At 42.6% G+C, this 24,609-nt stretch carries 23 protein-coding genes; 9 read left to right on the top strand and 14 right to left on the bottom strand.

Annotated features, from left to right (window positions below):
* Positions 1-320 precede the first annotated feature (320 nt).
* On the bottom strand, positions 321-1,892 hold the full coding sequence (gene gshA, locus B6K83_RS00635) for a glutamate--cysteine ligase (protein WP_085282218.1): 1,572 nt from the start codon (positions 1,890-1,892) through the stop codon (positions 321-323).
* On the opposite strand from gshA, the gene B6K83_RS18260 reads away from it, so the two are divergent.
* The 3 genes from B6K83_RS18260 (at position 1,886) to B6K83_RS00625 (ending at position 4,353) form a co-directional block, all read left to right on the top strand.
* Positions 1,886-2,029, top strand: coding sequence for a hypothetical protein (locus B6K83_RS18260; RefSeq protein ID WP_158088298.1), 144 nt, complete (start codon positions 1,886-1,888; stop codon positions 2,027-2,029). The genes gshA and B6K83_RS18260 overlap by 7 nt on opposite strands.
* A gap of 259 nt (positions 2,030-2,288) precedes the next feature.
* Positions 2,289-3,647 (top strand): Na+/H+ antiporter NhaC family protein, encoded by a 1,359-nt coding sequence (locus B6K83_RS00630; RefSeq protein ID WP_085282216.1) that lies wholly within the window; start codon positions 2,289-2,291, stop codon positions 3,645-3,647.
* Between the two features lies 1 nt (position 3,648).
* On the top strand, positions 3,649-4,353 hold the full coding sequence (locus tag B6K83_RS00625) for a TIGR01621 family pseudouridine synthase (protein WP_085282214.1): 705 nt from the start codon (positions 3,649-3,651) through the stop codon (positions 4,351-4,353).
* 75 nt (positions 4,354-4,428) lie between these two features.
* Here the strand turns inward: B6K83_RS00625 and B6K83_RS00620 are convergent, their stop codons facing one another.
* Positions 4,429-5,775: a sodium-dependent transporter gene (locus tag B6K83_RS00620; protein ID WP_085282212.1), complete on the bottom strand. Its 1,347-nt coding sequence runs from the start codon at positions 5,773-5,775 to the stop codon at positions 4,429-4,431.
* Between the two features lie 351 nt (positions 5,776-6,126).
* Positions 6,127-6,609, bottom strand: a complete 483-nt coding sequence (locus tag B6K83_RS00615) for a YajQ family cyclic di-GMP-binding protein (protein WP_085282210.1) — start codon at positions 6,607-6,609, stop codon at positions 6,127-6,129.
* Between the two features lie 192 nt (positions 6,610-6,801).
* Between B6K83_RS00615 and B6K83_RS00610 the strand changes: the two genes are divergently transcribed.
* Both B6K83_RS00610 and B6K83_RS00605 read left to right on the top strand, forming a co-directional pair.
* Positions 6,802-7,170 (top strand): VanZ family protein, encoded by a 369-nt coding sequence (locus B6K83_RS00610; RefSeq protein ID WP_085282208.1) that lies wholly within the window; start codon positions 6,802-6,804, stop codon positions 7,168-7,170.
* Positions 7,167-8,069, top strand: coding sequence for a ketopantoate reductase family protein (locus B6K83_RS00605; RefSeq protein ID WP_085282206.1), 903 nt, complete (start codon positions 7,167-7,169; stop codon positions 8,067-8,069). The genes B6K83_RS00610 and B6K83_RS00605 overlap by 4 nt, the downstream gene beginning before the upstream one ends.
* Before the next feature lie 109 nt (positions 8,070-8,178).
* On the opposite strand, the gene thiI is transcribed toward B6K83_RS00605, so the two are convergent.
* The 3 genes from thiI to pomA form a co-directional block, all read right to left on the bottom strand.
* Positions 8,179-9,633, bottom strand: coding sequence for a tRNA uracil 4-sulfurtransferase ThiI (gene thiI, locus B6K83_RS00600; RefSeq protein WP_085282204.1), 1,455 nt, complete (start codon positions 9,631-9,633; stop codon positions 8,179-8,181).
* A 163-nt stretch (positions 9,634-9,796) separates the two neighbouring features.
* Positions 9,797-10,735 (bottom strand): flagellar motor protein MotB, encoded by a 939-nt coding sequence (locus tag B6K83_RS00595; RefSeq protein ID WP_092251224.1) that lies wholly within the window; start codon positions 10,733-10,735, stop codon positions 9,797-9,799.
* Positions 10,736-10,744: 9 nt separating this feature from the next.
* Positions 10,745-11,509, bottom strand: coding sequence for a flagellar motor protein PomA (gene pomA / locus B6K83_RS00590; RefSeq protein WP_085282200.1), 765 nt, complete (start codon positions 11,507-11,509; stop codon positions 10,745-10,747).
* 233 nt (positions 11,510-11,742) lie between these two features.
* Between pomA and xseB the strand changes: the two genes are divergently transcribed.
* Genes xseB through dxs form a run of 3 tightly spaced genes read left to right on the top strand, consistent with a single transcriptional unit; the run spans position 11,743 to position 14,786 of the window.
* Positions 11,743-11,997, top strand: a complete 255-nt coding sequence (gene xseB / locus B6K83_RS00585; protein WP_085282198.1) for an exodeoxyribonuclease VII small subunit — start codon at positions 11,743-11,745, stop codon at positions 11,995-11,997.
* Positions 11,990-12,880 (top strand): (2E,6E)-farnesyl diphosphate synthase, encoded by an 891-nt coding sequence (ispA, locus tag B6K83_RS00580; protein WP_233143764.1) that lies wholly within the window; start codon positions 11,990-11,992, stop codon positions 12,878-12,880. Before xseB ends, ispA begins: the two co-directional genes overlap by 8 nt.
* A 22-nt stretch (positions 12,881-12,902) precedes the next feature.
* Positions 12,903-14,786 carry a 1-deoxy-D-xylulose-5-phosphate synthase gene (dxs, locus tag B6K83_RS00575; protein ID WP_085282194.1) on the top strand — a complete coding sequence of 628 codons (1,884 nt, stop codon included), beginning with the start codon at positions 12,903-12,905 and terminating at the stop codon, positions 14,784-14,786.
* A 140-nt stretch (positions 14,787-14,926) separates the two neighbouring features.
* Here dxs and ribBA read toward each other — a convergent pair whose 3' ends face one another.
* The 8 genes from ribBA to B6K83_RS00535 form a co-directional block, all read right to left on the bottom strand.
* Complete coding sequence (gene ribBA / locus B6K83_RS00570; RefSeq protein ID WP_085283255.1) at positions 14,927-16,036, bottom strand: bifunctional 3,4-dihydroxy-2-butanone-4-phosphate synthase/GTP cyclohydrolase II; 1,110 nt, start codon at positions 16,034-16,036, stop codon at positions 14,927-14,929.
* 10 nt (positions 16,037-16,046) lie between these two features.
* Positions 16,047-16,706, bottom strand: a complete 660-nt coding sequence (locus B6K83_RS00565) for a riboflavin synthase (RefSeq protein WP_085283253.1) — start codon at positions 16,704-16,706, stop codon at positions 16,047-16,049.
* A 61-nt stretch (positions 16,707-16,767) separates the two neighbouring features.
* Entirely contained in the window at positions 16,768-17,895 is a 1,128-nt protein-coding gene (ribD, locus tag B6K83_RS00560; protein WP_085282191.1) for a bifunctional diaminohydroxyphosphoribosylaminopyrimidine deaminase/5-amino-6-(5-phosphoribosylamino)uracil reductase RibD, read from the bottom strand.
* A 35-nt stretch (positions 17,896-17,930) separates the two neighbouring features.
* Positions 17,931-18,386 carry a transcriptional regulator NrdR gene (nrdR, locus tag B6K83_RS00555; RefSeq protein ID WP_085282189.1) on the bottom strand — a complete coding sequence of 152 codons (456 nt, stop codon included), beginning with the start codon at positions 18,384-18,386 and terminating at the stop codon, positions 17,931-17,933.
* Positions 18,387-18,576: 190 nt separating this feature from the next.
* The gene (gene glyA / locus B6K83_RS00550; RefSeq protein ID WP_085282187.1) at positions 18,577-19,833 is read right to left on the bottom strand and encodes a serine hydroxymethyltransferase; all 1,257 of its coding nucleotides are present in this window, start codon (positions 19,831-19,833) and stop codon (positions 18,577-18,579) included.
* A 581-nt stretch (positions 19,834-20,414) separates the two neighbouring features.
* On the bottom strand, positions 20,415-21,578 hold the full coding sequence (locus B6K83_RS00545) for an ABC transporter permease (RefSeq protein WP_085282186.1): 1,164 nt from the start codon (positions 21,576-21,578) through the stop codon (positions 20,415-20,417).
* Positions 21,575-22,321, bottom strand: a complete 747-nt coding sequence (locus tag B6K83_RS00540; protein ID WP_085282184.1) for an ABC transporter ATP-binding protein — start codon at positions 22,319-22,321, stop codon at positions 21,575-21,577. The genes B6K83_RS00545 and B6K83_RS00540 overlap by 4 nt, the downstream gene beginning before the upstream one ends.
* Before the next feature lie 3 nt (positions 22,322-22,324).
* Positions 22,325-23,845 carry an alpha/beta fold hydrolase gene (locus B6K83_RS00535; protein ID WP_233143763.1) on the bottom strand — a complete coding sequence of 507 codons (1,521 nt, stop codon included), beginning with the start codon at positions 23,843-23,845 and terminating at the stop codon, positions 22,325-22,327.
* A 363-nt stretch (positions 23,846-24,208) separates the two neighbouring features.
* Between B6K83_RS00535 and B6K83_RS00530 the strand changes: the two genes are divergently transcribed.
* Positions 24,209-24,427, top strand: coding sequence for an EF-hand domain-containing protein (locus tag B6K83_RS00530; RefSeq protein ID WP_085282182.1), 219 nt, complete (start codon positions 24,209-24,211; stop codon positions 24,425-24,427).
* Positions 24,428-24,609: the final 182 nt, after the last annotated feature.

Raw genomic sequence — 24,609 nt, 5'->3', positions numbered from 1 at the left:
TACTATCAGCCACCTCAGAAGTCTTAAGCTCCCTAGCGCGATAAGCTGATAATAACACCCAATAATAATGGCCTAACAATGCCTTACAGCGCTGTGGCAGCTAACGCGCAATCAAGTTTGATATCCGTATGAAAAATAACGAGTGAATAAAGTGAACTTTTAGAACAAAGCAGAGTCATAACTTTTGAAAGCAAAACCTCCCTGGACTGCTTTCTTAATATTTTCAGCGCGTTACCCTAACGCGCTTTTTTTTGTCTAGGTTTTGAAAACGAGCGTTGATACTGGCGAACTCGGTGAACGAGTGCCATAGATAGCAACAATTAGTCTTGAAAATAATCTTGCAAGAACTCATCAAAACTTTGCGTATCAGCTTGCTCTATCTCTAATTGCTGCGCCATAGAATCTGCTACACTGCGCTTGAAATACGCTTCATCAAACTCTTGATAATCGTTGGCGAGTAATTGTTGGCGATAATCTGCCGCCCGCTGCAGTGCGGTTTTGGTTAAAGACTCGTTATTATTAACCACAGCAGCTAAAATTTTTGCTGAAGGTGTTAAACTTGGGTCACTAATTTTTGCCGCTTCCACCGCCAGCGCATCACGGTATAAGTGGCTGTCATTGGCCTGATCCAGTAAATCTGCAACTGCTGTCATTTGTGCGAAGATTTCTCCCCCCCACTGAACAACCGACTTTTGTTGGTCGTTGTCTTGCAGTAACAGTTTAGGATCACGACCACGAACAACCACAGCATTCATGTTTTCTTCCGTGATAGCTTGCTCTTGATAGGTGCCTTTCGGACTTGGCTGCAACATACAAAATGTCAGAAAAATATCTAAAAAGCGAATTTGCTCAACGCTGATGCCGGTTGCTGAAAACGGGTTTACATCAAGTGCTCTGACTTCAATATATTCAACCCCTCTATTTTTTAGGGCTTGCGAAGGCTTCTCACCCGCTTTGGCAACACATTTAGGTCGCACAGGCGCGTATAATTCATTTTCAATTTGTAATACATTGCTATTAAGCTGTTGATATTGACCATTAACTTTGACGCCAATCTTCTCAAATTTAGCTGAGGGCAAATTAATTGCGTTTTTCACACCATCTAAGTAGCCCGCAAGATCGTTATAGCAAATTTTTAACGACGATTGTTCACTATTGGTATAACCCAAGTCACTCATTCTAAGCGAGGTTGCATATTCTAAATACATATAACCTTTATCGGTTTTCTTAAACGGTAGTTTGGTTGGCTTATGTTTTAAAAACGAGCCACATACCGCCGGAGAGCTCCCATATAAATAAGGGATTAACCAACAATAGCGCTTATAGTTTCTCAGTAATGCAAAATACTTATCTGCAATATATTGCTCTAATGGTGCACTATTTTCTTCAATACTCTGCAAGGATTGAAAAAAGCTTTTTGGAAACGAAAAATTAAAATGTATGCCGGATATTACCTGCATCATACTGCCGTAGCGGTTTTTTAAACCTTGGCGATAAACGGTTTTCATTCGTCCAATATTAGATTGGCCAAACTGGGCTAGTGGTATTTTATCATCATCCTCGACAAAACAAGGCATGCTCATCGGCCACAGCAGCTCACCATCAAGTTGACTTAAGGTAAACTTTTGCACATCTTCTAACTGGGCAATGGCTGTTTCTGGCTTGAAACTAACCGGGGTTATAAACTCCAGCAAAGTTTCTGAGTAGTCGGTGGTGATATTAGGATGGGTTAATGCTGCCCCCAAGCGCGCACTATGTGGACGCTCAGATAAGCGACCTTGTGGCAGCACGCGCAATGCTTCACGTTCGATACCTCGACCCAGTTGACTCAAAGATGATAAATGTTTGCTTTGAGCAAATGCCGAGATATATTGCTGTAATGATAATGTCAAAATTTGTCCTGATGCGTGACGCCAGTGAGTTACTGCTATTTATGGGTGAAATGTTAATTTTCAATGCTTGTCATCATTATTATCCATATATCGCTAAGATCAAACCATTAATCTCAGCCAATAGAGATAAAAACTGAATAAGCCACTTTATGTTATTCTCATTATATTGATAAAATGAGTATATCACTGCAACTTATTATATCCGTCTTGGTGTAATTTTTTTAAGCTAAGCTTGTTCTGTGTCATGATTGTGAACTCTCACTGCCACTGAGCCTTGCAATTGCAGGATTAAATTGATGCTTATTATCCGCGAAAAATTAGCGTAAAGTTGGCAGCTAATAACTTTTTTCATTAAAAGTGCACTAATCGTTAAGAAAACAATAAAAAAGGCTATATATGTCAGACAGTGCTTTGAGCTTACTCCCGCCACTTGTTGCTATCATCATTGCTATATGGCGAAAAAACGCACTGTTTGCGCTGTTTTTTGGTGTGGCACTTTGTCACTTTATGCTGGTTGATGGCCAAGTTGTTAATGGCATTGTCGGCACGGCTACGGGTATCAGCGAGGTCTTTAGTTCACAAGGCAATGTTTATATCATTAGCTTTAGCTTGTTAATTGGCGCCCTTGTTACGTTAATGAATCAATCTGGCGCCGTAAATGGTTTTATTAATCACTTAGCATCGCTGAATTTAGTTAAAAATAGTCGCCAAGCGAGTATGTTACCTACAGTTATCGGCACCAGTATATTTACCGATACCAACCTCAGCATGTTTACCGCCGGCATGGCCAGTCAGAAACTTTTTGATCGTCATCAACTCAGCCGTGCTCGGCTAGCTTACTTAGTTGATTCAACCTGTGCACCGGTCAGTATTTTATTTTTAATCAATGGCTGGGGTGCCTATGTTTTAGGTTTACTCGATGGGTATTCGTTTAGCGATCCTGTTGGCATACTTATCGGCACAATAGGCTATAACGTTTATGCTATTGTGGCGGTAATGTTAGCGTATTACACCGCAATAAGCGGCAAAGTGTACGGCCCGATGAAAAGCGCAGAATCAATAACCGTGAGCAGCCAACAACCCCATGTTGAGCATGTCGCACCTGCCCATATGATGTGGTTACCAATGCTTACGTTATTATTGAGCACCTTTATATTGCTTTGGCTAACCGGCGATGGTGATATTCGCCGGGGCGCAGGCGCGTTTTCGGTATTTTGGTCTGTAGTCGGTGCTTTAGTCTTGCTGATACTGCTGGTAATCGCCCATCAGCAAATGTCGTGGTCTAGCATCGGCAAAGCACTCATCACAGGGGTAAAATATATGGCGCCGGCTGTCGCTATTTTAATCCTTTCATTTGCTTTTGGTAGTGCAATTAAAGCGCTAGGCACAGGTATCTATGTTAGCAGCCTGATTAATGTACAAGTGCCACTCTTTTTCATGGCTCCTATTCTGTTTATTGCCGCCGCTGTGATGGCGTTTGCCACTGGTACTTCTTGGGGCACGTTCGCAATTCTCATTCCTATTGCCGTGCCTATTGCACAACAAAGTGGCTTACCAATTGAGTTTTTAGTTGCCGCGGTATTGGGTGGAGGCATTTTTGGTGATCATGCTTCGCCTATTTCTGATACTACAGTTGTGGCCTCAATCGCCAGTGGTTGCGATCATTTTCAACATGTAAAAACGCAATTACCTTATGCTTTAGTTGGTGCAGCAATTACGTTAATTGCCTATATTATCATTGGCTTAAGCTTATAGTATGTCTGCGAACTTAACTGTCATTGCTGATCAAGACGACTTTATTGTTATTGATAAGCCCCAAGACGTCAGCTTTCATGATGAAGAAAAAGTTGGCAGCGGTTTATTTTCACAATTAAAGCAGCAATTGCGAGCCCAAGCGGGTTTAAACGAACTATATCCCGTGCACCGACTCGATAAAATGACCTCAGGCTTGATCATTATGGCAAAAAACCAAGCCACAGCGAGGGCGTTTCAACAACTGTTTGCTCAGCATCAAGTAGAAAAGTACTACCTTGCTATTGCCGATGGCAAGCCGAAAAAAAAACAAGGGCTGATCAAAGGCGATATGGTTAAGAGCCGCCGAGGCATGTGGAAGCTACTTAGAAGTACAGATAATCCGGCCATCAGTCAGTTTTTTTCTTTTTCCATCGCCCCCAAAAGACGCCTGTACTTGTTAAAACCACACTCAGGCAAAAGCCATCAAATACGGGTTGCACTCAACAGTATTGGCGTGCCGATATTGGGTGATCCGCTTTATAGTGATAAACATACTTGCTCAGATAGAGGCTATCTGCATGCCTTCGCCTTAGCTTTTACGCTGCATAACAAGCGTTACCAATATTGCTTACCCCCCACTGAAGGAGCAAGCTTTAACAGCCCAGCAGCACTTGCACTTATTACACAGTTATCGCCACCTTGGCAGCAGCCCTGGCCAGCGCTTTAGATCGATAAGGTGAGTACTTAACAGCAAAAAAGGAGCAATTTGCTCCTTTTTTGATGTCCACTTTTAGTGCTATGTTTACAACGAGTGCCAGAATACAATCGCAATGGCAGTTGGACAGACAAATTTCGTATACCAAGGCCAGATCTTCCAAAACAATGAATGCTCGACCATATCATTACCTTGTTTCAGCTCAGTTAAAATGTCATTACGAAACCAAATCCAACCGACAAAGATACAGCACAACATGGCAATAATCGGCTGGCCATATTGGGTGGCTAACACAGCCACAAAATCCAGCATAAAGCTGATATTAGCAATAATAATCGCACTTAAAATAAAAATCCCTATGCCAATATAAGTTGTAACTTTTTTCCGTTCTACTTGGTGTCGCTCCACCGCATAAGATACCGGTCCTTCTAGCATAGAAATCGATGAGGTTAAGGCGGCAACCGACATCAGAATAAAAAAGGCTAAACCAACATATAACCCGATACTCCCCATACTATTAAATAAACTTGGTAGCACAGTAAACACTAAGCTTGAACCTGAGATTAAGCTACCGTCAGCAGCAAAAATCGCTACGCCTTGCGCTTGTGCAACGTACATGGACGGAATAATTAACAAGCCGGCTAAGAACGCAATGGAGACATCAATTAAGGTCACTTGTGCGCCTAAAGTCACTAAATTTTCTTTCTTAGAAATATACGAGCCGTAAATCACCATAACACTGGTACCAAGCGACAGTGAAAAGAACGCTTGCCCTAAGGCACTGATTAACAAGTTAGGCTCTAATACCCGACTAAAGTCTGGGTTTAAATACGCATTAAGACCTTCTTGAGCGCCCTCTAAAGTTATCACATAGGAAATTAAGATTATCAGTAACACAATCAAGAGCGGCATCAATCGCTTCGACCATTTTTCTATACCTTCTTCAACACCACGTCGAATAATGAAAATGGTCAAAAACATAAAAAGAGCACAAAATAATAAATTACGCGCCAGTGATTGATTAACAACCCAGTCGGCGGTTGCCTGCAAACCAAGTAGGCGAGAAAATGGCTCTACAGCATATGACATCATCCAGCCCGCTAAAATACCATAAAAGCTCAAGATCAACGCCGCACAAACAATGCCGCCAAAGCCAACCACAAAAGCAAAACGCTGGTGAAATAAATTACGAGAGATTTTTTGTAATGACGTGACCGCATTGGCTTGTCCGTAACGGCCGATAAGTAGTTCAGCCATAAATGCTGGATAAGCTAAACAAAACGCTAACACTAAATACACCAACACAAACGCAGCACCGCCATTGCTTGCCGTTTGGGTTGGAAACCCCCAGATATTACCTAAACCGACAGCCGAACCTGCTGCTGCCATGATAAAACCTAAACGAGAACTGAATCCACCTCTAGAAGTAGCCATTTAAAACCATTTTATTATTATGTAATGAGGGTAATTTACTCAAAGTATCAACAAAACAACAGCCTTAATTGATAAAAATCACAATGCGATTTATTTTTAACCACTATAAGATCGTAAAGATTTAGTTACTGGCAAAATGCGTAACTGCTTGGCCATGTAGACATGGCAAAACTCATGATTACTGTCACTAAAAAATACCAAAGCGGCGGGAGTTACTGTGTCTTTAGTTTTAGAAAAGGTTCAGTATATATAGGCGGCTGCATTGCTGTGCACTTATGCTATGTGCCTGCATGGCTATGTGCCTGCATGCAAACAACAAACGCTAATCGCCGCCTGATAAGCTATAGCGTATTAGTCTTTAAAGTTCTCAAATTGAAATGATTGTTCAAAGTCAGTGCTGCGCACTAGCTGCATTACCGCTTGCAAGTCATCACGTTTTTTACCCGTTACTCGTAACTTTTCACCTTGAATAGCGGCTTGCACTTTCAGCTTGCTATCTTTAATTAATTTCACCACTTTCTTGGCAACCGGTTGTTCAATGCCTTCTTTAAAGGTGGCAACTTGTTTAAAGTTTCGTCCTGAGCTTTCTATATTACCAAGGGTCAGTGCTTTGGCATCGATTTTTCGCTTAACTAGTTGACCGCGCAAAACATCAGTCATTTGCTTCAATCTTTGCTCTGAGTCTCCTTTCATGGTGACAGTTGGTCGTTTCCATTCAAAACTTGCGTCACAATCTCGAAAGTCATAGCGGGTTGCTAATTCGCGATTGGCATTCTCAGTAGCGTTTTTTACTTCTTCCAAATTAATTTCGGAGACGATATCCATTGCAGGCATAATGATTCTCTATCTAAAAAAAATAAATGCTAGTTTATCAAGTAATTTATGCAATACCAACGCTAGCGGTTGAGTTTTAAGATCTGCCGTCTCTCACTCTTGCAGAACAGGACAGAGATAGTTTTACGCATTCAGCCCTGATATGATGCAAAGTATCAAATATTGTTAACAAGCGTTATTTCCAACAACCTAATGAAAAGTCGTTATCATTTATCCCTTCTCAGCATTATTGTGCTGCTAGTTTTTGCACTTTATTTTATCTCAGACGATTTTCGGCGTGTGGTTTTTCGTGGCACTGAAATCGACTCAATTGGCCACATTATCAGTTTTTTTTGCTTAACTTGGGTGCTACACAGTATCTTAAAACTGCCGCTTTTTAATACCATGCTGACTGTCGCGTTTTATGGCGCGCTTACTGAATTAGGGCAATATTATTTAGGCTTTCGTAGCGCGCAGCTCAGTGACTTTATTTCTGATCTGATCGGTATTGCTTTTTTTGGCATCATTAGGTGGTCAATATTGATGTACCGTAATCGCTCAAGTAATCGGCCAACACTATGAATATTGTTGTTATTGGTCAAGGCGCTATAGGCTTACTTTGGTATCATCATTTAGCCAAGATGCCAGCACTCTCGGTGAGTTTGTCAGCTTCAACCAGCGCACAGCAAATACCGCGACACTATAGTTTTACACACCTAAACAACCAAACCACCCAACAGACCTTAACCATTGCTGATGATAAAGCTTTTGCTGATGCCCAATGCCTGCTTTTTTGTGTCAAATCTTACCAAGTACAAGCGGCGTTAGCGGCACTTAAACATAAAATAGCGCCCGAGACAGTCTTGATATTTTGTCATAACGGTATGGGGGCATTAGACGATATAACTTCACTGTCACAGCCGGTATTAACGTTATTAACCACCCATGCTTGTAAAATACTTAATCCTTTTCATGCCCAGCACACCGGCCTTGGTCATCACCATTTAGGTTTGCTCCATGGTGCACTTAGCACCAAAAAAAATCAGCAAATAACGGCCGCTTTAGCGCAGGCATTACCCACTTTAAGCTTTAACCATGACATCGTAGCAAAACAATGGCTGAAATTAGCCATTAATTGCGTCATCAACCCGATAACGGCACTAGAAAATATCAACAATGGCCAATTACTTGTTGGCAGTTATAATGACACCATAAGCAAACTTATCGCAGAAATTGTCAAAGTAGCAGCGGCAGAAGACATTGTTTTCGATTTCAAGCAGCTCCAAGCCAGCATACAAACCGTCGCTAAAAACACCGCCGACAATTGCTCATCAATGCGCGCAGATATTCTGAATCAACGTAAAACTGAAATAGACTTTATTAATGGCTACATAATGAAAGTCGCGCATAAACATCGGCTTAGCGTGCCAGAAAATCAACAGTTATACCAAAAGATCAAAGCGCTCGAAGCTAAACGCTAGTTTATAAACTGACCCATTAAGCTGCTAATAAAAAACCCGACACCTGTGATAGGGATCGGGCTTTGTGGTTGTGTTTCGCTAACCTGCCGACGCAAGTAATATCGCTGATTTACGGGCGATAAACTTTAACATTAGTAAAGCCATCGCCAAGTAAATATAAAGCCTGTAGTTTACTCATGACCCCTTGATCGCAATATAGCAGGTAGTCTTTCGAGCGATCTAAATCACCAAATTGGGTCGCCAATTTATAAAAAGGTAAATGCAAAACTTCAACACCGTCAATGTCCAATGGGTTTTCGTCTTCTTCCTCTGGGCTACGAATATCAAGCACCACAGCGTTTTTAGGTATATTATCTAAGGTATCAACCGCATGAATTTCTGCTTCACTTTCTTTGCCAATATCACGAATATCAAAGACACGCGCTTGGGCCACCACGTTATCAAGCACAGTGAAATCAAAATTTTCTTCTTCTGCTTCCACTTTTGACAATACGGCTTTGACAGTTGGCTTTTTAGAAATAACACCACAATACTCAGGAATTGTTTTAGCAAAATCTTCAGTGCCAATCTTACGGGCTATATCAATAATATCTTGCTTGTCGTAGGCAGCTAATGGGCGCAAAATCAAGGTCTGTGTAACGCGGTCTATCACGTTCAAGTTTGTTAAGGTTTGACTAGACACTTGTCCGAGTGCTTCCCCTGTGACCAAGGCTTGAATACCCATTTTATCAGCAATTTGGGCTGCTGCTCGCATCATCATACGCTTAAGCACCACGCCCATTTGACCATTTTCAATGTTTTCTAAAATTTGCGCAACTACAGGTTCAAAGTCAACGGCAATAAACTTTACTCGGTGTGATGCTCCGTATTTATTCCATAAATAATGACTGACTTGTTTAACGCCAACTTCATGTGCAGCGCCGCCCAGATTGAAGAAACAATAATGCGTACGCGCCCCTTTTTTGATCATTTGGTAACTGGCAACGCCTGAATCAAAGCCGCCAGACATTAAAGATAATACATCTTCTTGCGTTGCTATCGGGAAGCCGCCCATGCCCTTATGACGCTCGGTGACAATAAATAGAGTATCGTTTTTGATCTCTAAATGCACAGTTACGTCAGGTTTACTTAGCTTGACGCGCGCAGACTCAACTTGTTGGTTTAAGCCGCCACCAACGTATTGTTCCACTTTTATGGAATTAAAATCATGCTTGCCTGTACGTTTAACTCTGACACAGAAGCTTTTATTTTCAATCGTTTTGGCATGAACCGCTAAGGTTTTCTCATAAATATCATGTAGATCAGTGAATTGACTTTGTTGCACTTCAATAAACTGCGGCACACCAGGAATTGATTTTAACGTCTCAATTAGTCGTAAACGATTTTCTGACGAATGATCTCGGGTATTAACTTCAATATTGTCCCAGTTCATGCGCGTGGTCACATGCTCATCCACACGACGTAAAACGTTTTTAACATTAGACTCTAAGATCTTAGTAAAACGCTTACGCACCGGACGGCTTTTAATCGTAATTTCAGCCTGTAACTTAACAATAAATTTCATTCACACTAACACCCATATTAACAATGGCGCGCATTATATACCCGTTACAGTTCAAGATGCAATTTCAGACTCAGCACATAGCAGCTAACGCGATAAAGTACTTAGTCTAAAGCTATAAAAAAGAGCCAAGAATATCGGCTCTTTTTTGTTAAATTCTAGGCAATTACTGAATGCTAATTGGCTCGGTTTCTTTCGCCTTACCTTGGTTGATGGCAATTTCTACTCGGCGATTGCGTCGACGGTTTAGGCGATTAGTATTCGGCACTAATGGTCGCGTATCTGCATGCCCAACCACCAACAAGCGTGTTTGATCAAAACCTGGCACCTTGATAATTTCATGGGCAATGGCAACCGCCCTTTTACTTGAGAGATCCCAGTTAGAGGAGAATAACTCTGAGTTTATCGCTTGGTTGTCGGTATTACCTGAAATCATGATCTCACCCGGCACAGTGTTTAACAACAAACCTATTTCTCGAATTATCGGCTTAAATTGTGGTTGTAAAAAAGCAGACCCTGACGGAAACGAACCATTTTCACGAATACGAATAATGACTTGTTGACCTAATGACTCTAGCTCAATGGCACCATCTTGAATTTGCTGCTCGAGTTGATCGGCTATTTTTTTCACCAACTCATTAACTTGTTCCTGTGACGCTTGCTCTAATTCATCCTTCGCTTTTTGCATGGCTTGTGCTGACATTTCATCGGCAGTACTTTGTGATTGCCCCCCACGCTCTGTACCGCGCTGCTGTTGTCGGCCACCGGCTGAAGTTTCATCTCCCGCTTGAAACTCTAACATTTGCTGGGTCATTTCCATGGTTTGTTGTTGAATCACCTCAATAGGCGTCGGCTCAGGTTTACCTGGACGAAACTCTTGCGCAATAATACTGGTACCTTTGGGAATGTCTTTCACTTCAATTTTATTTTGCACCCCAAAGGCAAACTTCATTGAGCCGGCAATTTGCTTAAACTTTAAAACATCCATTTCTGAAAATGACAACAGCAACACGAAAAAGCACATTAACAAGGACATTAAATCAGCAAATGTTCCCATCCACGCAGGTAGTCCAGGAGGTGGGCACTTACATTCTTCTGCCATAATGAACTCCCGCTACTCTTCTGTTGTGCTAATGGTGCGCTTACTTTCAGCCAGATAGTTTTTCAACAAGCCTTCAATCACGCGTGGATTTTGACCATCTTGAATGCCTAATACGGCATCTAAAATTAACTCTTGATTAAGTTTTTCTTCCGCTAAACGCAGTTTTAACTTATTGGCAATGGGAATGGCAATAACGTTAGCTAAAAATGCACCGTATAACGTGGTTAAAAGTGCTACCGCCATCGCTGGACCGATAGCTTTAGGAGCATCCATGTTTGATAACATAGCAACTAAGCCAATTAAGGTACCTATCATGCCCATCGCAGGGGCAACATCCGCCAGCGAGGTCATCATGCCAATGCCGGTTTCATGGCGCTCGCTGGTTAAGGTGATATCTTTTTGCAAAGTGCCACGCACCACATCAGCGTCATGACCGTCTACTAACATATCCACGCCCTTTTGCATAAAGGCATTTGATATCTCAGCTTCTTCTAGTGCTAAAAAGCCACCTTTGCGCGCAGCATCCGCCATCTCAACTGATTTTTCGATTAACTCATCAGGCTGCTCTATCTTGAAGAAAAACGCCTTACCCGCAATTTTGCCTATAGAAAAAAATTGACCAAAGTTGTAATTGGACAGCACGACAAATATTGAGCCACAAAATACGATCAATATCGACTGCGTATCGATAAACATATTAATGTCGCCACCTAAGATCATTGCCATTACAATGAAACCTATGGCGCCTAGTATTCCCAATAGCGTTGCTAAATCCACAAATGCCTCCGATATTATTCTTAGATATACTCGCTACAGGGATAATACCTGATATTATTGTTTAGGCGAATAATTATATTTCAGCTGGTACTTCTGTTATCGTCCATATTGTCAATAACTTAACATCAGTTAAGGATTTTTTTAACCCTAACGATAAAATCAACATTAATTGACCCAGCGCCCTAGCTAAGGTAAGTTTGCGCCTAGAGTTCCTATCACGGTAAAATACATCAATGGCGAGAAAAAAAATTGAAAATTTAAGCTTTGAAGAGTCTTTGCTTGAATTAGAAACGATAGTGCAAAATCTAGAGCGTGGTGAGCTAAACTTGGAAGACTCCATGAGCCTATTTGAGCGCGGTCTTCAGCTCAGTAAACACAATCAAGGTAAGCTTAAAAGCGCCGAGCAACAAATTAATATTTTGTTAGAAAAAAATGGCGAAAGCCAGTTAGTAAATTTTCATACCGATGAGACTACCCACAGTGACTAAATTAGCACATCTAGATGCTATACAAACCCGCATTGACCATTACCTAACAGCGAAACTTGCCAACTTAGCGAGTAATGATGAAAAACTGCTTGCTGCCATGCGTTATGGCTTGCTTATTGGCGGCAAACGTATGCGACCTTATTTAGCCTACATGACCGGTGAAGCCCTTGGTGCTGAGCAAAGTGACATTGATGGAGTTGCCGCCGCCATTGAGTGTATTCATGCTTATTCTTTAATTCATGATGACTTACCCGCTATGGACGATGACGACTTACGTCGCGGCCAGCCTACTTGCCACAAAGCGTTTGATGAAGCGACCGCTATCCTTGCCGGCGATAGTTTGCAAACCCTGGCCTTTGATATTATCGCCAATCATGAATTTTCCACTGCTGTGGCAGATAAACGTATAAATTTATTACGTTATTTAGTTAATGCCGCGGGCTATCAAGGCATGTGTGGTGGCCAAGCATTAGATTTAGCGGCAACCAACCAGCCAATAAGCTTAGCTGAACTAGAAAACTTGCACGCGCTAAAAACCGGTGCACTCCTTGAAGCAGCCGTGATCATGGCGGCAGAGTGTAGCTCAAAAGCAAGCGAGAACGATAAACAACAATTAGCCCAATACGCGAAATATATTGGCTTAGCATATCAAGTGCGTGATGATATAATTGATATAACATCAACCGAAGCCGAACTAGGAAAACCCAGCGGTTCTGATATTGCGGCCAATAAAAGCACCTACCCAGCACTGATAGGTTTACAAGGTGCGCGAGAAAAAGCAGAAAACTTATATCAACAAGCGCTTCAAGCTTTAAGCACTTTGCCCTACAATACACAGAACTTGTCTGACTTTGCGACTTTCATAGTTTGTCGTAAGCATTAATCATTAATTTTAATAGAACAATATGACTATAAACCTCACAGAGTACCCGTTACTGGCTAATATCAATTCGCCTGATGATTTACGCACCTTAGATCAGAAGCAATTAACGCAAGTCAGCAATGAGTTAAGACATTTCTTACTGCATTCGGTTAGCAAAAGTAGCGGCCACTTTGCCTCGGGTTTAGGCACCATAGAGTTAACCGTTGCCTTACATTACGTTTATAACACGCCATTTGACCATTTAATATGGGATGTAGGCCACCAAGCTTACCCACATAAAATACTCACTGGCCGTCGCGATCAATTACACACCATTCGTCAAAAAGAAGGCTTACACCCTTTTCCATGGCGCGAAGAAAGCGAATACGATGTGCTCAGTGTTGGACATTCAAGTACCTCAATTTCCGCAGCGTTAGGGCTAGCGGTAGCAGCGGAACAAGAAGCTAAAAACCGTAAAGTTGTTGCCGTTATAGGTGATGGCGCTATGACCGCTGGCATGGCTTTTGAAGCCTTAAACCATGCTGGCGATATCAAAAAAGACATGTTGGTGGTCTTAAATGACAATGAAATGTCAATTTCCGAAAATGTTGGAGCCTTAAATAATCATTTAGCGAAGTTATTATCGGGTAGTATATATACTGGCCTTAGAGAAGGTAGTAAACGCTTACTTAGCAATGTACCACCAATCAAAGAACTGGCCAGTCGTGCAGAAGAGCACTTAAAAGGCATGGTAGTCCCTAGTACGTTTTTTGAAGAGCTCGGCTTTAACTATATTGGCCCCATCGATGGTCATGACGTGAATGGTTTAGTCAACACTATTGCCAACATGCGTAACCTCAAAGGTCCACAATTACTGCATATTGCCACCAAAAAAGGTAAGGGCTACCAACAAGCTGAGCAAGACCCTATTAAGTACCATGCCGTGCCTAAATTTGACCACACTGAAACCTGTTTACCGAAAAGCGCCCCAAGTTTACCAACCTATTCCGCTATATTTGGTGATTGGTTATGTAAAGTCGCAGAGCAAGACAGTCAACTGGCCGCAATTACCCCTGCCATGCGTGAAGGCTCAGGCATGGTGCAATTTAGTCAACGTTTTCCCGAGCAATATTTTGATGTTGCCATTGCCGAACAGCATGCAGTAACCTTTGCCGCGGGTTTAGCCATTGGCGGACGTAAACCGGTTGTGGCAATTTACTCAAGCTTTTTACAACGCGGCTATGACCAATTTATTCATGACGTAGCAATACAAGACTTACCGGTTTTATTTGCCATTGACAGAGCAGGTATCGTGGGTGCAGATGGTCCAACTCATCAAGGGGCCTTTGATTTAAGCTTTATGCGCTGCATTCCTAACATCACCATCATGACCCCTTCAGATGAGCGCGAATGCCAATTAATGCTCAATACCGGTTATCAATTAAATAGCCCAGCTGCCGTGCGTTATCCTCGCGGTTGTGGCAATGGCGCTGAGCTCCCTAGCATTGATGAAACCATTGAAGTGGCAAAAGCTAATATGGTTCGCACCCGAGCTAACAACCCCAGCACCGACAGCAAAATCGCATTACTTAACTTCGGTACCACCTTAGCGGAAGCGAAAATAGCTGCTGACGCACTAAATGCTACCTTAGTGGATATGCGTTTTGTTAAACCGTTAGATCAAGCCATGATCCAATCTTTAGCTGCTGATCACGATTATATTATAACGGTCGAAGATAATGCCATTGCCGGTGGTGCAGGCTCTGCCGTGAATGAATATATTTTAAGCCAAGGCATCAGCAAGCGCATTCTTAATATTGGCCTGCCTGATAGCTTTATTAAACATGGCACACAAGCAGAAATACACCAAGAGCTAGGTTTAGACAGCCAAGGTATTATCGATAAAGTTAAAAGCTTTATCGCCTAAACGCCTCTTAGTAGCCACTACGCTATGGTACTGGCGATAAGTTTTAATTAAAAAACGCATTGTAAGATACAATGCGTTTTTTTGTCACCTACACTGGTGTTCCTTCTTAAGCTACCAAAGGCTATGAGTCGCAACGGCCTTTATTCGGCAATATACTCCACAACCTCTAAACCAAAGCCTGACAGCGAGTGATATTTGGTTTGTGAGCTTAATAGCCGCATTTTGCTAACACCTAAATTAGCGAGAATTTGCGAGCCAACGCCAACGTTGCGCGAACCTATGTGGCGCTTAACTTCTTTTACGGATTCACCTGCATCAAGTTTGGCGTACTTTTGTACTTGTGCAATCAACTCTTCTGGCGATTCGTGTTTTCCTAACAGCACCAACACGCCACCTTCTTTACCAATTTTTTCTAATGCGCCAGCAATAGGCCACTTAGCAACGCTTTCACGCTGGCTAAATAGTAAGTCTCTAAAGGTGTTTTCTAAATGCACACGCACTAACGTGGGTTGCTCAGGCTTAATCTCACCCTTGGTTAAGGCAAAGTGGGCTTGGCCGTCGATGGTATCTTTAAATACGGTTAACTCAAAGTCACCAAATTCTGTAGGTAATTTACATTGAGATATACGCTCAATGGTGGTTTCATTGGCATTACGGTATTCAATTAAGTCCGCAATCGTGCCCATTTTAATACCATGCTTTTTGGCAATAATTTCAAGATCAGGTCGACGCGCCATAGTGCCGTCAGCATTTAATATCTCAACGATCACTGCCGCCGCTTCTAAGCCCGCTAAACGTGCTAAGTCAACGCCCGCTTCTGTGTGACCTGCACGGTTTAATACACCACCATCTTTAGCAATTAATGGAAAAATATGGCCCGGTTGCACAATTGAATTGTGATCCGCATCTTTTGCCACCGCGGCCAATACAGTTGTCGCGCGATCAGCCGCGGAAATACCTGTGGTCACGCCTTCGGCTGCTTCAATAGAAACGGTAAAATTAGTGGTAAACTGAGCGTCATTTTTATCTACCATCAGTGGCAATTTCAAACGCTGACAACGCTGCGCTGTCATCGGCATACAAATCAGGCCACGGCCATGCGTTGCCATAAAGTTAATCGCTTCTGGCGTAACTTTTTCTGCCGCCATAATGAAGTCGCCTTCATTTTCACGATCTTCATCATCCATTAAGATGACCATTTTGCCTTGAGCGATATCGTCGATAATCTCTTGTGGCGTGTGTAAATTCATGACAACCCCTTTATTTAATAAAACCATTACGCGCTAAAAGCGCTTGCGTTACCCCAGACTCTACTGACGCATCTGGACTTTGCTTGGTAAGTAATCTTTCAATGTAGCGAGCAATTAAATCAACTTCTAAATTCACTTTCGTGCCCACTTGATAATTTTTAATGATAGTTTGCTCTGTGGTATGCGGCACTATGGTTAAGCGAAACTGATCTGCGCTTAAACTGTTTACCGTCAAACTCGTACCGTCAATGGTAATAGAGCCTTTTTCCGCTATATATGGTGCCAGCTCTGTTGGCATATTCAGCCAGTAATCTATGCTGTTACCTTGATGTTCAATGCGCGTGATGGCACTAACCGCATCCACATGCCCTGATACCATATGACCACCAAAGCGCGTACTTGGCAGCATCGCCTTTTCAAGATTAACGCTATCACCTATTTGATAATGTCCTAAACCAGTACGGGCTAAGGTCTCGCTAGAGACATCGGCGCTAAAACTGTCATGACCCAATGTCACCACAGTTAAGCAAATACCATTGGTGGCAATAGAGTCACCTAATTTCACGTCAGACAAATCTAATGATGCGGTATCAATAGTGACCCGCGCACCACCTGCAGAGCTATTAATCGCTCTCAACCGTCCTACGGCTTCTATGATCCCAGTAAACATTTTATTTCTCGTCATCTGAATTAACTATACTGAACAGGGCTTACCCTTTCAGCGATTGAGTTTAACGGCTACACTGAGCCGTTATTCTAATGTCTTTTCCCACCATACGCATATCGGTAATTTCAAGGTTTTTTGCCGCTGATAACTGCGTTATGGCGGGCATATTCACTAAACTTTTTGCTGCTGCCCCCATCAACTTTGGCGCTTGATAAAGAATTAACTCATCCACTAAGTCTTGACCAATAAAGGCACCAGCGAGTTGCGCGCCAGACTCAATAAGCACATCGTTTAAACCTTGTTGGGCTAAGTATTCTAACAATAATTTCAGATCGATATGGTCACTATTTTTAGCTTTTTCAATTTCGACTTGTTCTACAAATTGCGGCCAGCGCTGACTGTTTTCAATGTGAGTGCGAATTAACAGTATTTTACCCGGCGTTTGAAAAATGGCTAAGTCAGGTGTGATGCGGTTTTTGCCATCAATAATAACGCGCACCGGTTGCCGAATATCAGTTTCTGGGTATTGCTCTTTTAATGGTCCTAAAGCCTGCCAACGCACATTCATTTTCGCTTCATCAATTATTACAGAGTCAGCACCACAGATCACTGCGCAACTTTGCGCTCTAAGGCGCTGCACATCACAGCGAGCTTCCGCTGATGTGATCCATTGGCTTTCACCACTAGCCATTGCAGTTTTACCATCGAGGCTGGCAGCGAGTTTACAACGCACATAAGGTCGTTGCTGAGTCATTAACTGAATAAAGCCGATATTTAGCGCTCTAGCGTCTTGCTCAAGCAAACCAAAAGCTGTGCTGATGCCAGCGGCTTGTAAAAGCTTTAAGCCACGACCCGACACTTTCGGATTGGGGTCTACCATGGCGGCAACCACATGGCTAACTTGTGCATTAATCAGTGCTTTTGCGCAAGGTGGCGTTAAGCCAAAGTGACTACATGGCTCTAGGGTCACATAGGCTGTTGCGCCTTTGGCTTTGCTACCCGCTTGAGCAAGTGCGTGCACTTCAGCGTGCCCTTGTCCCGCTTTTTGATGAAACCCTTCACCAACGATCTTGTTATCGCGCACAATCACACAACCCACGCGAGGGTTTGGCGAGGTGGTATAGTGGCCGCGTCTAGCTAACTCAATAGCGCGCTGCATAAATTGATGATCTTGTAATGAAAAGTTAGCCATTATCGCCCCTTAGCCTTGGTTCTGATAAGCATGATTTAATCATCATCGCCTAAGCGGGCAATTTCTTCACCAAACTCTTTAATATCTTCGAACGAACGATAAACTGAAGCAAAACGAATATAGGCGACTTTATCTAAACCTTTTAGCTGCTGCATAATTAAGGTACCTAACATTTCACTGCCCACTTCCCGCTCGCCCGTGGCCCGCAATTGTGATTTCAGTTTATTAATCGACAACTCGATCTCTTCGGTACTTACCGGTCGCTTCTCCAGTGCGCGTAATAAACCACTGCGCATTTTTTCTTCGTTAAAAGGTTCGCGTGAGCCATCGCGCTTAATAATACGCGGCATAACAAGTTCCGCGGTTTCAAAGGTGGTATAGCGCTCATGACAAGCTAGACACTCACGCCGGCGTCGCACTTGGTGGCCGTCGGATACTAAACGCGAGTCGATCACTTTGGTATCGTTAGCTGAACAAAAAGGGCAGTACATAGATAAGTTCCGTGGTTAACAAGTCTTGAACAATAATGGCAGTATTTTAATGGAAAACAGGTCATTAAGCGAAAAATCTTCGCATTAATATTGCACCAGCGAAGTTGAAAACAAAAAATGGCCACTAAAGTGGCCATTTTATACCCAGTAACTGCAATTATGCAGTACGGCTAGTTGTCGAGATTAATCTCTATTTGTAAACAGGAAAACGTGCACACAGCTCACTAACGCCTGCTTGTACCTTGGCAATTACTGCCTCGTTCTCAATATCATCTAAGATGTCACAGATCCAATGCGTGATGGTTTTGGTTTCTTCAACACCAAAGCCACGACGAGTAATCGCTGGCGTACCTAAGCGTAGGCCTGAGGTCACAAACGGTGAACGTGGGTCATTAGGAACCGAGTTTTTATTCACCGTAATATGCGCACGACCTAAGGCAGCGTCGGCATCTTTACCTGTAATGTCTTTATCGATTAAATCCAACAGTAATAGGTGGTTTTCGGTGCCATTTGACACAACTTTATAACCACGCTCTTGTAATACCGCCACCATGGCTTTGGCATTAGCTAATACATTTTGTTGATAGGCTTTAAATTCGGGTGCTAAGGCTTCTTTAAAAGCAACCGCTTTTGCCGCAATAATATGCATTAGTGGGCCACCTTGACCACCTGGGAATACCGCGCTATTTAGTTTTTTGTAAATCGCTTCATCATCACAACCTGAAACAATTAAACCGCCACGTGGACCCGCTAAAGTTTTGTGTGTAGTGGTAGTCACCACATGGGCATGAGGGACAGGGTTCGGATATAAACCTGCTGCAACCAAACCAGCAACGTGCGCCATATCAACAAAAAAGTAAGCACCGACTTTATCCGCAATTTCACGCATACGCGCCCAATCAACTATGCCAGAAAACGCTGAGAAACCACCGATGATCATCTCTGGCTTATGCTCTATGGCCAAACGTTCTAATTCAGCGTAGTCGATATCACCGGTTTCAGGATGTAAACCGTATTGAATGGCTTCGTATGACTTACCGGAAAAGTTAACATGAGAGCCATGAGTTAAGTGACCACCGTGCGCTAAGCTCATACCGAGAACTTTACCACCTGGGGTAACTAAAGCTTGAAAAACCGCCGCGTTCGCTTGTGAACCAGCATGAGGCTGCACGTTGGCGTATGTGGCACCAAATAATTCTTTAGCGCGGTCGATGGCCAATTGCTCTGCAACATCAACATACTCACAACCGCCGTAATAACGCTTGCCTGGGTAACCTTCAGCATATTTATTGGTTAACTGTGAGCCTTGAGCTTCGAGTACACGTGGGCTACAGTAGTTTTCTGAAGCGATGAGTTCAATGTGTTCTTCTTGGCGAACAACTTCTTTGCTCATTGCTTGATAAAGTTCTGGGTCAAAATCAGCAATATTCATATCACGTGTAAACATCTTTTATCCTCAAATAGTCTGCGATAGCAGTACTGGGGTTAGCGTAAATGCAAAAATTAATTGCGGCATATTTTGCCTGATCTTGTAAAACTTGTACACGATAAAACCGTGCTGTTTTAGCTCATTTTGCAATCCAATATGCATTAATGTCAGCATGGTAGACTATGCACGCTAACTTTAGTGCCTTTTAGTAATTAATATACTCAGTTAAAAATACAAAAACAACAAATAATAAACAACAAACCTACCGTCAATATAAATTTAATTCAATAAAACAATAAAAAGTCCGCTTATAATTCTACCACCATTTAATAATGTTCACCGTCAATCGTGCCAATAACATAATTAATGTACTAACACTGAACTTGATGAATGCCGCTAAAGGTTTCCTCAGGAGCTGATTAATGCTTTAACAACACTAAGTTATTAGCAAGCATGGGCTAAGTAGACGCTAGTTTATGTCAGGTAAAAGTCATAAACTGCCGAATTGATTTATGAGTATATAAGCAGCACCTATACGCTCAGCACCGGCGCTGCAATTATATTTAAGACAGATCAATCGCTATTTGCTTTGGCAGCGCTTAACTCAGTGACATCACCACTTTTTCTGAGGTCAAGCGTTTCGCTAATACCCAAACTAACAGCACGGTAAGCGCAATTGTCGCCGCGCTAGTAAAAAACAGCGCACTCCAATCAACGGCTAAGCCTTTAAAAACGTCTTCCATTAATAAAGACTGGCCCGAAATGGGTAGCCAATTGACCCACGCGGGTTTATCGTCCATCATCATTAAGGCGAAGGGAATAAAGCTTGGCACCATAATCAACATGGTAACGGTAGATTGCGCTTCTTTAAAACTTTTCGCTTGAAAAGCAAAAAGCAATTGTAATGCCGCGGCCAGTAAGCAAATTGGCACCAAAAGCAGCAATAAAATGGCAAATGTTGATGCGTCAATGCTAAAAGTGGCCCCTATTTTCGTTAAATCAACAAAATTCATTGCCAGCGAGGTTAACACTAGCATCAAGATAATAGAGATAATGGCAATGGCACTGGCACAACTTAGCTTAGCAAGCACGATTTTTAAGGTACTAACAGGCTGGCATAACAGCATTTCTAAGACATTTCGCTCGCGCTCACCGGCACTGGAGTCAATCGCAACTGGCAACCCCGACATAAAGGCGGCCATCATTAAATAAACCCCTAAGATCAATGAGATCATCATCGCATTGCTGCTCGGCAATGCCGTATCTTGTTCTAGCAGTTTAATCGGCTGTAATAACTTGATATCGATACCACGCACTAACAGGCGTTTATAACCAATGCTCAGTGAATACTCATTAATCAAAGTTTTAATGCGACGAATAGGTGTGCTAAGTGACTTCTCGTTAAAGTCGGCACGCAAAATAAGCTCTATCGGTTTACCCGCGGCCATATCTTCGGCAAAGTGTTCTGGAATGGTTAATTCAATATTGCGCTCATTCCAATTGCGCTTTTCATCGGCTGGCACCTGTGCAAAAGAGAGAATATTTTTATTTTCTAATGCGGCGATCAATTTCGGCGCATATTGCGCACCGCTGTACTTTACATAGACAGGCGGATTATCTACTGCCTCCTTAATCGCCACCTTTAACATCACCATAATCATCACTGGCATTAATAACGCCATGCTCATGGCGACCATTAATGCCCGCTTATCGCGAAACGCTTCTTTAAACTCTTTTACCATTAAGGCTTTTAATTGCATCATGCCGCTACTCCTTCATCTGAGCCAATTAACTTGACAAAGGCTTCTTCTAAATGCGTTTCGCCGGCTAACTCGCATAGCTCTTGCGGCGTGCCTTGGGCAGCCATTTTGCCGTTGGCTACTATAATAACGCGATCACAAAGTGCAGCCACTTCTTGCATAACATGAGAGGAAAATAAAATGCAGTGTCCTTTGGCTTTAAATTTTGCCAAATGTGCGCGTAAGATGCGGGTACTCATCACATCTAAGCCTCGGGTTGGCTCATCAAGCACGAAGTTTTTCGGTTGGTGCACAAGTGCTTGAGCTAAGGTTACCTTCATGCGTTGCCCTTGTGAAAAACCGACGGTTTTTCGATGCGCCAAGGCATGCATATCTAAATCGGTGAGAATTTGCTCGATTGCGGTCTGTTTTTCAATGCCTTTCATGCCATGAATGCTGGCAAAATAGTCAATTTGCTCGTAGGCAGTCAGACGTTCGTAGAGGCCAAACTTATCTGGAAAAATACCTAAGCGTTTTCTCGCTTTTATTGGCTCTTGAGTTACTTTGATGCCATCGATACGCGCCTCGCCCTGATCGGCACGCAATAACCCATACAAGGTACGCAAGCAGGTGGTTTTTCCGGCGCCATTGGGCCCTAAAATGCCGGTAATTTCACCATCTTTGGCGGTAAAGGATAAGCCGTCTAATGCGCGCACGGTATTTTTTTTACTGACAAAACTTTTATGTAAATTGTTAACTTCTATCATAATTTATTTCCTTGCTTGTGCAGGCTTAGTTTGACTTGTCGCAATCGCAACACCACCATTTAACCCCAACATAAACGACTCGGCTGGCACGTCATCTAGGCAGGACTCATCAAGCTCGGTTGGTTTTTGTGTCGTTAAAAATTCATTAATAATATTGATACCACAAGCCGTTGAGGCAACAATGTGGGCATTGTTTTTGGCAATAATATGATGGCTATTGACTAGGTGCGCATGTGCCTGCTCACCATTACTCGGCGGCGTGACCGGATCTAACGCACCCGATAATATCAAGGTAGGTATCTCAACATTTACGCTTTGATAAAAATTCTCACTTGGTTGATAGCTAGGCCACACTGAGCACGCTTTTGCCACCATGGCTAAACTCATGCCCTGAGCAAAACTATTGTCAGCATCGGCCGCTTTCATGCGCTCTGAAATTTTAGGCAGGTCTTCATTACAAACAATGTTAAAATGCAAACCAATATATATGCCCATATCGCCTTCACTTTGCGCTATTAGCCCCGCCAACGGTTTATAATCACCTAAGTAAGCTTGGTGGATAAGTAGCGGCACTAAACTGCGCGTTGGCATCGAGTACAGCTGCATTTGTAGGGTTGAAAGAAACTTATCATGACTAATAGTAAAAGCCGTATTAGTGCCTAACCTTGGGTGGGCAATTTCAACAGTCACTGGCGCGCGCTTAAGTTTTGCCTTTAGCGCGACAAATTCTTGCGCCAAGTTTGGGTATTGTTTTGCACAAAGTTGGTCATTTTGACAATGAGCCAGTAGTCGCTCAAATGACTGTGCCGCACTTTGACCAAACAAGCCTATGGGGACTTCGATAGGCCCAACACTGTCTAACACCACGCTTTTTATTGACTCAGGAAACATACGCATATACACCAAGCCAGCTCGCGTACCATACGAGCCGCCATAAATATGCACCTGCTGATGATCTAGCGCTGCCCGCACAGCGTCAAAATCTCGAATGGCATTTTCTGAATTGAACTGGCTTAAATCACCGCGAAGTTGTAACAAGCATTGCTTAACGTCACTCAAGGTGAAGTCTTCTGGTACACTGGTATAAGGATCGAGCGTCAGTGGCTCTTGACACTGTAATGGCGCAGATTGCCCCGTACCTCGTTGATCAATCAGTATTAAATCACGGGTTTTTCTAACTTCATTAAAGCCACTATAAATATGACTGGCTAACTCAGTTGCTGCTTGTCCAGGGCCACCGGCTAAAAACATCAGCGGTAACTGCTTTTTGCTACTGTCTATGGCGGGTAGAATGACAAAGTTAATGCTAATGCGCTCGCCATTTGGTTGTGTATAATCTTCAGGTACCATTAAGGTGCCACATTGTACTTGCTGGCGAACGCCCTTAACATGACAGCTTTGCAAGCTCAGCTGTTGTGAGTCGCTACTCTGAGCGATACACGCTTGACTAAAGCCCATAGTTGCAATAACTAAACCCACGCTAAGTCTCCCTGCGCGACATAACCTGTGCCAATTTTTGATCATCAAATTCTCCTTTTAAAACAGTGCTCGGCTATTCTAAAGCTATTTGTCGTGGTATTGACAATTTTGCCGCATTTTTTTTCAAAAATACTGCACGATATTGCACCTGTGAAATAATTAAAGTCGTTTAATTGCTACTTTGGCTGCTATTGCGGGTCAAGCCAGCCTCTAGTTAGCTTGCACATGCAACAAAAAAGCGGCTTATGTGAGTAGGCATTTGGTCTTTATTATTAGGCTGGCGCGCACAAACTGAGCGGTCGGAGCAAAAATGCACCATAATCATAAATAACAGAATTAATCATTCACATATGATGTAAATAGCGATAAAGTCTGTATTAGATATTATCCACAAAAAGAGGATGACTGATGGAACTAAATCAGTGGGTTGATGAACTTTTTGAAATTTTTGATGAAGATAAAGACGGCGTAATTAATCGCAGTGAGTTTGTCGAATTGATTGACTGCTTGCTACAAGAAAAAGGCATTCGCATGTGCGAAACTATTTTCAACCGTTTTGATAAAAACCACGATAACTCGATCTCTAAAGACGAATTGCGCGAAATGGTGATAGACCTTGCCCTTTAAAGCAATAGTTGGCATTAATATCTCGTTCAGTATATTAATCCACCTTGGTTGATAGTTTCGTTTTTACTAGCAAGCTGTAACTTGACGCAAAATCCGGTGTTTATTTTCACTGTTTTTCGCTTACTTAATGTCATGTTCAGGCAAGCTTGCCTATCCCGTTTGAGTAAGCCAGTGCGTAACAC

This window comes from Colwellia chukchiensis (assembly GCF_002104455.1).
GTDB classification, from domain to species: Bacteria; Pseudomonadota; Gammaproteobacteria; order Enterobacterales; family Alteromonadaceae; genus Cognaticolwellia; species Cognaticolwellia chukchiensis.
The sequence above is the reverse complement of the archived record's forward strand: the minus strand, read 5'-3'. Positions and strand labels throughout refer to the sequence as shown.